Annotated in this window: 7 protein-coding genes; 5 read left to right on the forward strand and 2 right to left on the reverse strand. The window is 71.6% G+C overall.

Translation table 11 applies throughout. The features are described 5' to 3' along the window. Nucleotides 1-34: 34 nt before the first annotated feature. The 3 genes from NBZ83_RS25270 to NBZ83_RS25280 all read left to right on the forward strand — a co-directional run bounded on the left by NBZ83_RS25270 (nucleotide 35) and on the right by NBZ83_RS25280 (nucleotide 2764). A complete protein-coding gene (locus NBZ83_RS25270) occupies nucleotides 35-730 on the forward strand; it encodes an LURP-one-related/scramblase family protein (protein WP_261575926.1) in 696 nt (231 codons plus the stop codon). A gap of 107 nt (nucleotides 731-837) precedes the next feature. After that, nucleotides 838-2019 carry an extracellular catalytic domain type 1 short-chain-length polyhydroxyalkanoate depolymerase gene (locus NBZ83_RS25275; protein ID WP_261575927.1) on the forward strand — a complete coding sequence of 394 codons (1182 nt, stop codon included), beginning with the start codon at nucleotides 838-840 and terminating at the stop codon, nucleotides 2017-2019. 175 nt (nucleotides 2020-2194) lie between these two features. Beyond that, entirely contained in the window at nucleotides 2195-2764 is a 570-nt protein-coding gene (locus NBZ83_RS25280; protein ID WP_261561689.1) for a P-loop NTPase family protein, read from the forward strand. Between the two features lie 53 nt (nucleotides 2765-2817). Here NBZ83_RS25280 and NBZ83_RS25285 read toward each other — a convergent pair whose 3' ends face one another. Next, complete coding sequence (locus tag NBZ83_RS25285) at nucleotides 2818-3612, reverse strand: class I SAM-dependent methyltransferase (RefSeq protein ID WP_261575928.1); 795 nt, start codon at nucleotides 3610-3612, stop codon at nucleotides 2818-2820. A 329-nt stretch (nucleotides 3613-3941) separates the two neighbouring features. Between NBZ83_RS25285 and folD the strand changes: the two genes are divergently transcribed. Next, nucleotides 3942-4808, forward strand: a complete 867-nt coding sequence (gene folD, locus NBZ83_RS25290; protein ID WP_261575929.1) for a bifunctional methylenetetrahydrofolate dehydrogenase/methenyltetrahydrofolate cyclohydrolase FolD — start codon at nucleotides 3942-3944, stop codon at nucleotides 4806-4808. Between the two features lie 565 nt (nucleotides 4809-5373). On the opposite strand, the gene fxsT is transcribed toward folD, so the two are convergent. Beyond that, nucleotides 5374-9006 (reverse strand): FxSxx-COOH system tetratricopeptide repeat protein, encoded by a 3633-nt coding sequence (gene fxsT, locus NBZ83_RS25300; RefSeq protein WP_261575931.1) that lies wholly within the window; start codon nucleotides 9004-9006, stop codon nucleotides 5374-5376. Nucleotides 9007-9615: 609 nt separating this feature from the next. Here fxsT and NBZ83_RS25305 point away from each other — a divergent pair. Beyond that, on the forward strand, nucleotides 9616-9968 hold a 353-nt coding region (locus NBZ83_RS25305), incomplete at its 3' end, for a toll/interleukin-1 receptor domain-containing protein (protein WP_261575932.1).

Consider the following 9968-nt stretch of genomic DNA (forward strand, 5'->3'; position numbering starts at 1 on the left):
TGTATAAGAGACAGCGTGGGGCACGCCGCTGGGCGTGCAGCCGGGTGCGGTGCACACCGACTACAACGCCGAGCAGGTGCAACGGCAGGTCCAGGAACAGGCCGGTGTGCAATCGGCGGGGCCGGGTGGCGGGACGCTGTTCAGCGAGCCCGTGCTTGTGGTCAACCAGAAGACCAAGATCATCGAGGTGACGAACGAGTACGCCGTGTTCGACCAGGGCGGCCGTCAGATCGGCTCGGTCGTGGAGGTCGGCCAGGGCGCGCTGAAGAAGGCTGCACGGGTGCTCACCTCCTGGGACCAGTACTTTTCCCACCGTCTCGAGGTCCGCGACGCCGCCGGCACCGTCCAGTTGCTCCTGCACCGACCGGCGAAGGTGCTCAAGTCCAAGGTGATCGTCTCGCTGCCGGACGGCGCGGAACTCGGCGTCATCGCGCAGCAGAACGTCTTCGGCCGGATCCGGTTCGATCTGCAGTCGGGCGGCACGACGGTCGGGGCGATCAAGGCGGAGAACTGGCGGGCGTGGAACTTCTCGATCGTCGACCACGCCGACGTCGAGGTCGCCCGGGTCACCAAGACCTGGGAGGGCCTCATGCGGACGATGTTCACCACGGCCGACAACTACGTCGTCCAGATCCACCGGCCGTTGCCGCAGCCGCTGCACAGCCTGGTCGTCGCCGCCGCCCTCACCATCGACACGGCACTCAAGCAGGACTCCCGCGGTCTCGGCTGAGTCGTCCCAGCTGATCTCTCACCCTTCTCACATCCGGCGGCCCTACCTTCGGCGACGTGAGGTCGTGGATGCGGCGGGACACCGCCGGCACAGTCGGACGGGGTCGGGTGCATTCGTCCGGGGCGGAGCGCGAGGCATCCGGCGGGATGGCTCGAGGCCGGCCGTGGCGCCGACGGTCCCCGCGCCCCGCGCTGGCCGCCGTGGGCGGTCTTGTCATCGGTGTCCTGCTTCTCGCCACCCTCGGTGCGTGCGGGGGCGGCATGTCGGCCTCCCCGCTCTCGACCTCCCCGCTCCCGGCCTCCCCGGCCACGGTCGGGAGTACCGGCGGGCCAGCGCTGCACGCCGGTACCACGGGGCGCACACTGACCACCCCCGACGGCCGTCAGCGCACCTACCTCGTCCACGTGCCGTCCGTTGCCGTCCCCGCGACCAGTGCGACGCCCGCGACCAGTGCGACGCCCGCGACCAGTGCGACGCCCGGGACCAGCACGGCGCCCGGGACCAGCGCGGCGCCGGTGACCAGAGGCGTGTTGCCGGTCGTGCTCGTCCTGCACGGCGGCGGCGGGTCCGCCCGCCAGGCCGAGCAGCAGACCGGGATGAGCGCGGTCGCCGACCGGGAGGGTTTTCTCGCCGTCTACCCGGACGGCACCGGCCGGCGCCAGACGGCTCTGCTGACCTGGAACGCGGGCACGTGCTGCGGCTACGCCCACGACAACGGCGTCGACGACGTCGGCTTCATCGCCGCCCTGCTCGACCAGCTACCCCGGGAATACCCGGTGGATCCGGCGCGGATCTATGTCACCGGGATGTCCAACGGCGCGATGATGTCCTACCGGCTGGGCTGCGAACTCACCGGGCGCATCGCCGCGATCGCCCTCGTCTCCGGCGCCATGAACACCACCGCCTGCACGCCGAGCCGGCCCCTACCGGTCATCGCCTTCCACGGCACCGCTGACGGCAAGGTCCGCTACGACGGTGGCGAGTCGTCCATCGGGCTGCGTCAGGGCGACGAGCGCGCCGACCGGTCGGTGGCCGAGGCGATGGCGTTCTGGACCGGCCGCGACGGCTGCCCGGCCACGCCGGCCCGTTCCCGGCAGGGCGCCGTCGTCCACGACGTCTATGGCCCGTGCGCGCCCGGCGGCGCCGTCGAGCTGTACAGCATCACCGGCGCCGGGCATGCCTGGCCGGGGGGCACCCGGCCACGAGAGCAGGCCGATCCGCCGCCGCCGGCACCGAACGCCTCCGCCGTGATGTGGGAGTTCTTCGCCCACCACACCCTCGCCGCCTGAGGGGGACCGCCGGGCTGGCGTAGCGCCGGCTCGGCGCCGGGTAGCCGTCTGGCCCGCCCCGATCCGGGTGGGCACGGGTGGGTCGAAGCGGCACGTTCCGCACGCGGAACGATCGCCCCGGTGGGACACTGGCGTTGTGAATGCGCTCGGGACGGGCCGGCAGGGCCCGCTGTCGATGACCCCCGATGTCCAGCGGGTCCTCGTCGTCGGCAGCGGCGGCGCCGGCAAGAGCACCCTCGCCCGTGAGCTTGCGCGGCAGTCCGGCCTGCCCGCGGTGCACCTCGACCGGCACTTCTGGCGGCCCGGCTGGGTCGCGACGCCGGTGGAAGAGTGGCGCGCCGTCGTCGCCAGCCTCGTTGCGAAACCGGCCTGGGTGATGGACGGCAACTACGGCGGCACGCTCGATCTGCGCATCCCCGCCGCCGAGCTCATCGTCTTCCTCGACCTGCCGCGGCGGATCGCCATTGCCCGGGTGGTGCGCCGCTGGGCCCGCTGGCATGGCCGCAACCGTCCCGACGCCGCCGCCGGCTGCCCCGAGAAGCTGGACCTGGCGTTCCTTCGCTGGCTGTGGAACTACCCGCGGGACGGCCGGGCCCGCCTGCTGCGGGCTCTCGACGCGCACGGCGCGGCCGCCCGGGTGGTGCGGCTGTGCACCGCCCGTGAAGTGCGGCTCTGGCTCGGAGCGGTGCCGACCCCGAGCCTGCCGATGGTCCGCTCGCTGTCCCCTGGCAGGCTCGGCACCTGACCCGGTGATCCCGCGGAGGCTGTCGTGGGGCACCCGCGCCGTTGCAGGGCTGGTCAGGGCTCCTGGAGTGGCGCGCCCTCGCCGGCGGCGTCGGTCAGTCGCAGGATCATTGCGTGGGAACGGCGGCCGCCCGGCCGAGGCCGGTCGGGTCCGGGCAGCCGGTGCAGTGCGGCGACGGCCGGTTCGACGATCGTCGTCCACTGCCGGTCCGTGAGGTCCCACAGAGTCGACCACAGCCGGCCCTCGATCTGCGCGCGGGCCTCGGTCGGGGTGAGCGTTTCCCGCTCCTCTCGTGCGAAGAAGAACTCCTCGACCAGCCGCAGCCCGCTGCGCTCGGCGGCCGGCAGGAGGAGCTCCGGCCGGTCCCGGCGGGGTCGATCGGCATACAGCGCCTCGTTGAGGTCCCGCAGCACGGCGGTGACGTCGCTGTGCTGAGCGTGCTCCGCGACGCCGACGACCGCGAGCAGGCCACCCGGCCGCAGCACCCGAGCGACCTCGGCGAGGACCCGAGCGGGATCCCCGACGAGATGCAGGACGTGGACGGCGAGGCAGGCGTCCACGGACCCGGTGCGCAACGGCAGGGCCGCCGCGTCGGCACGGACGATCCGGCCGGGCAGGCGCCCGCGGGCATGCGCGAGCATGCGGGCGGACAGGTCGACGCCGACCACGGACCTGCCCCGCTCGGCGAAGGCACGCGAGATCAACCCGGTGCCCACGCCGATCTCCAGCAACCGGTTCCCGGGTAAACGCGGGGCGACCGCCTCGGCGACGAGCCGCCCCCGCTCGTCGCCGCCCCGGGTGGCGTCGTACCGATGGGCGATGCGGTCGAAGCTCACGGAATCCGGCACCCGTCCAGGCTAGAACGCCGCATGAGGCTGCGGCCGCCCTGTCGACGATCTCCGTGCCGGGCCCGGTCGACCCCGGCGGAGGTGAGGCGGTAGCAGAGTCCGGGCAGGGCGGGCCGATGGGGACCGCCGTGGCCCGCCGCCGGGTCGCGAGGCATTCCATCCCATCCTCCGGTCATCGGCCGGGGACGCTCGCGGGCACCGTTGCGGCGGATTGGCGTAGCGTGCTCGATCGGGCCGTCGCCGACGCCGGCCGCGTGACGCGGTGCTGGGCGGCGCGCCGGGTCGTCGACGGCGGATCCGACCGGACATCGTGAGGGCGAAAGGCCGATATGAGCGCAGTGATCATCGATGGTAAGGCCGTGGCCGCGCGAGTACGTGCGGACGTGGGCCGGGACGTCGCCGAATTCCGAGCAGCCACGGGCCGCCAGCCGGGGCTCGCGACCGTCCTGGTGGGCGACGACCCGGCGTCCGCGGTCTACATCGGCGGCAAGCGTCGGGCCTGCGTCGAGGCGGGCATGGCCGACCTGCACCAGCATCTGCCCGCCGACACCCCCCAGGACGAGATCGCCGCTCTGCTGGACTCCCTGGCCGCGGACTCCGCGGTCTCCGGGATCCTGCTCCAGCTGCCCGTTCCCGAGGGGCTCGACGGCACCGCGCTGGTCGAGCGGATCCCACCGGAGAAGGACGTCGACGGGCTGACGACCCCCAGCGTCGGCCTGCTCGCCCGCGGCCTGCCCGGACTGCGGCCCTGCACCCCGTCGGGGATCATCGAGCTGCTCGACGCCTACGACGTGGAGCTCAGCGGCGCCCCCACCGTCGTCGTCGGGCGCTCCGAGCTGGTCGGCCGTCCGGTCGCCCAGCTGCTGGTCGGGCGCAACGCCACCGTCACGATCTGCCACTCCCGCACCCGGGACCTGGCCGCGGTCTGCCGCGGTGCGGACGTGCTGGTCGTCGCCGCCGGGAAGCAGGCGATCATCGGCCCGGACGCGGTGAAGCCGGGAGCGACCGTCATCGACGTCGGCATGCACCGCACCGAGCAGGGCCTTCGCGGCGACGTCGACTTCGACGCCGTGCGCGAGGTCGCCGGCCTGCTCACCCCGGTCCCCGGCGGTGTCGGGCCGATGACCATCGCCATGCTGTTGCGCAACACTCTGCTCGCCGCGCGGGCCGCCGCCGAGGTGGGCAGCCTCGTCTGAACCGGTCCGGGTCCTCGTCGGTGCTCTCAGGATGTAGAGGCGGCCCCGCCGGCGGGCAGCCGCCCTCGGGCACCCCGCCGCCGCGCCCGGTGGTCGGCCGCCCGGGGAAGGAACGGGCGGATCCGGCTCAGCCCGCCGCCGGCGGCCGCGGGTTGTCTATGTGTTCGCGGTCCTCGCGGTGGGCTGGCTGCTGCTGGGCGCGGTCGGCGGCTCCTACCAGGGCAAGCTCGGGGAGGTCCAGAAGAACGACAACGCGGCCTACGTGCCGGGCTCGGCTGACGGCTGCGGACAAGGCGAAGATCGCCGCGGACGTTCACGCGTTCGCCGGGATCCGCGGCGTGGACGTCCGCGACGATCCGGCCCTCCGTCCGCAGCGCGGCGAGGATCGCCGAACGGGCCTCGAAGCGGCCGAGCCCCTGGAAGGGGCCGTGGGTCGTGATGATGCCCCGCTCGTCCATCATCGTGGTGGTCGGCAGATCGTGGCGCTGCCCGATGACGAAGTCGTTCGGGTCGTGCGCGGGGGTCACCTTGACCGCGCCCGTCCCGAAGGCCGGATCGACGTGAACTACCCGCCGATGGCACCGGCAGGACCTGTCGTCAGCGGCAGCGGTGCGAGCCGCCGGCCGAAGCAGTCTGTGGTTTTCGGCTCCAGGCCGCTGATGACGTACTTGCAGATGTTTCGGTCGTCGGCCTCCGGGTCCTGGTTCGGCGTGCCACCAGTGCTCGGTAGCTCGGTCGAGCCGAGGTCGAGGCGGATGATTGCCAGCCGTTTGGTCACCGCGACCTGGGAGGCGCCGAAGTCGAGGCACCCGGTCGCCCCCGGCCACGCGGTCGCGGAGTTGGCGTTGTCGGCGCACTGCTCCCTGCCTGGGAAGGGGCGCCGCAGCTCGTCCCCAATGTTCGCGCGGGTAACATTCGGCCGATTCCTGGCGATGTCGACGAACAGCTTCGTCGCGTCGTACGCCAAGCCGATCCGTTCGTCCGGCCAGACCGTGGTGGGCTGTGTCATCCCGGTCTTGACATACATGTTGTGTAGGTTGGTGCAGAATTCCCGCAGCGAGCCCGTCACGAATGGCGAGCTGCTTTTCCCCAGGCTCCCGTTAAAACATTCCTTGCCCGCAAGCAGCACCGAAGCGCCCTTGGCGACGTACCGGAAAGCGCCCGCGATTTCGTTCCCGCCCGCCGCCTGAACCACGAACCGCGACACCGAGTCGTCGGCAAGCAACAAATGGCCGGGATCCAGACACGATTTCATGCCGGTTATGAACTCGGGGAATTCCGGGTGCCGGCCGGCGTAGAAGATCAGATCGTTCGGGCGCTGCGTCGCGCACTGCTTGCTGAACCAGTCGGATGTGGCCTGCCCCGGTCCCCAGCCGCGCGGATCGTAGGTCAGGACGGTGCCGGGCATGGTGTCGGCGCTCCGCCGGACCTGGTCCCGGATGTCGCGAACCATGGTGTAGACATAGCGGTCGTCCACCGCGGGCAGACCCGCGTCATAGGTGTCCGCGGGCGGCTGTGGGTAGTACACGCTGATCCTCGTCTTCGCGTTCTTCGCGGCGTAGCTGGTAACCAGCAGGGCCTCCCGCTCGTCGTCCGGCACCATCTGGAAATACAGCGGCGAGAAATCCTGCATGCCATCGCCCGACAGAGTCGTCCCCACCACGGGCACGCCGGCCTTTCCGAGGGTCATGATGGCCTGGCCGGTTTCCAGGGTGCTGCGATCCATGCCGATGACCCCGAGCACATTCTCCGCGGGGCTGGTGGCCAACGGTACAAGATTGTCGTGGGCCACCCGGGTCGCGTACGTCATCGCGTTTCCCCCGTTAGCGATGACGACGCGCAACGCCACCCCCACCGAGCTCTCCGACGTGTCCGCGCATCCCCCCCGACCGCCCTTGATCCGGTTCAGTTCCCGCTGCCAGGTGAGCAGCCCCTCGAGCTCCGCGACCTGAGCGCCCGTCCAGGCACTGTCGGTCTCCCCGGTAAAACCGGCGAAGTAGACCAGCGTCATGAGCCGGTACTGGGCTTCCGGCACGGAACGGTGGTTGAGCTCCGCCGCGCACAGGTTCTGCTCATGGATCTTCTGTTGCACCTCGCGCAGGGCCATGGCGGACGGCGATGTCCCCCCGCTGTTGAACCGGTAACTGCCGTCGCTGTAACCGATGCACTGGCCATCGACCCAGGACACCGACACACCCGCGCGCGATCGGCAGTCGTGCGGTGAGCCATCCGCCTGCGGCCAGACTATCCAGGCGACCCCCGCAGCCAGGAGCAGGATCACGAGCGCGAGCAGCCCCAACACCCGCACGCCCGACCGGCGCCACGGAGGAACGGGATCCTTAGCCGCATGGGCCAGCTCGGCCAGCGCCATGCGGGCGATCTTCTCCGCCGACTCGCGCGGTGGGTCGACCGTGACCATGCTCGACGTGTCGGAGTGGTCGGAGCCGAGGCGGAGGGTGATCTGCCGGTGGAGGTCGGTGGCGAGGGCGTAAGCGGCGGGATAGTTGCCGTGGGCATACAACTGGTAGCAGAACCGGGTGGCGTGGTGGCGGAGCCGATGAGGGTCGTCGGCGCCGTGCAGCCGGTCGACCGCGTGTAGCAGGTGGGGGCCGAGCGCGGTCCATGCCGGCCAGGTCGCCGAATCCTGCGGGTCACCGGGGGCGGCGGCAGCCAGGACGCGGGCGGCGGTGTCGGTCAACTCCCGGCGGCGGGTGCGGGTGAGCTGGCCGGCGATGACCGTCTGGATCAGGCGGTGAACGACGATGCTGTCCCCGGTGCGGCGGGCCAGCGAGTAGTCGACGACGGCGCCGACCGTGTCGTCCAGGGTGGGATGGGTGCCGGCGATCCCGGCGAGCGGCTCGTCGAGCAGACCAGGCCGGGCGGTGAACAGGACTAGCGGGATGGGATCGGGAGCGAGCAGCGCGCACAGCTCGAGCAGCCGCACGGCGGCCGGCGCCTCATCGTTCAGCCGGTCCCGGGAGAGCGACCAGCAGGTGTCGACCCGCCCGGCGTGCAGCAGGTCGTCGCCTTCACCGAGGAATCGCTGACGGCGGGCCTGAAACGCGGCGAGATAGTCGGCGGGGGGCAGGCGGGTGCGGGTGAGGTAGCCGGCGGCCTGCGCCAACGCCAACGGCAGATCCCCCAACTCGCCGGCCAACCCGTCCGCCACCACCGGATCCAGGCCGGGAAGGCGGCGGGTCAGCAGGGCGACCGCGTCGGCGCGGGGTAGCAGATCCACCTTCACGGTCGCGGCCAGCGCGTTCCAGGCCGGATCCGGATTACGGGAGGTGATCAGCACATGGCCAGATCCCGGCGGCAACCAGCCTCGCAGGGCACCGGGCTGTTCGGCGTTGTCGAACACCAGCAGCCAGTCCCCCCGCCGGCCCAACGCGGCCAGGACCGCCGTGGCGGCGTCCGGTACGGGCAGGGCTGAGGGCAGACCGAGGGGCCCGGCCAGGGCGGCGATCTTCTCGGCAATCAGTGCCGTCTGCTCGGCGTCGACCCACCAGAGCAGGCTGTAGTCGGCGGCATGGCGGTGGGCGTACTCGACGGCCAGCTGGGTCTTGCCGACCCCGCCCATCCCGTGCAGCGCGGTCACCACCACCGGGCCGGCGGCCAGCCGCCGGCGGATCTGGTCGAGCTGCGCCGCACGACCGATGAAATGCCGGTCATGGCCCGGCGCGTTCGACACCTTGCCCGGGAACTCCGCCCGCACCGGATCTGTATCGTCGGGATACCTAACGGGGCCCCGGGAAGGCGTGACCAGGCCGACGGCCTCCAGCAGCCGGCGCCGGGCGACCGCTTCGTCGACGCCATGCAGGTCCCGGTAGCTGATGGTGGACAGCACGGCCGGAAGCTGGCAGTCGGCGACCCGCAGCGGGGTCAGCGTGTTGTCGGCCAGGGCGCTGGTCCACTCCTGCGTGCCCCAGGGCGACGCGAAGTACGCCGGCGAGCAGATCGCGATCGTGCGCCGGGCAAGGGTCATCTGCTCGTTGATCCAGACGACGAAGTTCGTCCCCGCCGGGGAGTCCCACGCCTGCACCCGCACCGACCTGTCCGCCGCCTCCAGCACCCCGGCGACCCACGTCGCCCACTCCTCATCCGCCCCCGTGTAGGAGACGAAGAAATCCACCGGCGATGACCCCGCCGGTTCCCCCGCCGAGCCGTTCGACACCGGGACCCCCATTCCCGTACTCATATCGATACAGCCTGCCATAACCGCCGCGAAACATCACAACTTCGACGCTCACCGGACAGGCGGGTTGGCTGGTGCCTGGGATAACCCAGGGCGGGGCAGTCGGCCGCCGTGCGGTGCGGGTCGGCGCACCGCCAACAGCAGGCACCATCCCGTCGTCGCCACCGCCACTGACGAGGGTTTCTGATGGAGTTTTCCCAGGATGTAGCCGCCCCGGCCGCGTCGGTGGGGTCACGGGGGTCGTGGTTGCGGGCCGTATCTCCAGCATCAGATCGTCGAGCACGCCCCGCGTCGCGCGGATCCCGCCGGATAATCGTTCCTATCCCGGAGCAATCTTCCCTGTCCGGTGCTGCGTCGATTCCCGGAGCCTTCGGCCGGATTTGTCGCATACCGCGGCCCGGACGGCCGCAACGAAGTTCGGAAATGCGGGATCCGGACACGCGGACCGGCGCACGATCACCATCATGCGGATCGCGTCAGTCTGAGTGATCCACGGAGGGCACCGTCGCCACCCAGCGGGGGAAGGAGGTCCCGGCCTACGCCGTCAAGGCGGCGTTCCAGCGCTCCGGCGGCTTCGAGTCGCTGGACGAGGGCGGGAAGTCCTCCTCGAAGATGCACCTCGGCGGCCTGGCCCTGCTGGAGTACGCGGCCGTGGTCGGCGAATGGATCAACGAGCAGATGACCCTTGCCCGGCGCACGATCGCGATCTGCTCGCCGGCGTACTTCGCGTCGCCCTGGGGCACGCAGGAGGGGACCAGCGCCCTAGCCGACAACACGCTGACCCCGCTGCGGGTCGCCGACTGCACGCCACCGAAAGTACTGGGCACGATTGCCTACCGGGACCTGCATGGCATCGATGAGGCCACCGCGCGGCGTCGGCTGTTCGAGGCGGTCGGCCTGGCCGTCCCCGCCCGGATCGCGGGCGGGTTCCCCGGGGGCCCGGCCGCAGCGGCGGTGTCCGGGGC

Origin of the sequence: Frankia gtarii (assembly GCF_025403375.1) — a bacterium.
In the GTDB taxonomy this organism is placed as follows: Bacteria; Actinomycetota; Actinomycetes; order Frankiales; family Frankiaceae; genus Frankia; species Frankia gtarii.

Excerpts from the sequence above, each read along its gene's own strand:
- NBZ83_RS25280 (WP_261561689.1), top strand. The coding sequence starts at position 2,195 with ATGACCCCCGATGTCCAGCGGGTCCTCGTCGTCGGCAGCGGCGGCGCC.
- folD (WP_261575929.1), top strand. The coding sequence starts at position 3,942 with ATGAGCGCAGTGATCATCGATGGTAAGGCCGTGGCCGCGCGAGTACGT.
- fxsT (WP_261575931.1), bottom strand. The coding sequence starts at position 9,006 with ATGAGTACGGGAATGGGGGTCCCGGTGTCGAACGGCTCGGCGGGGGAA.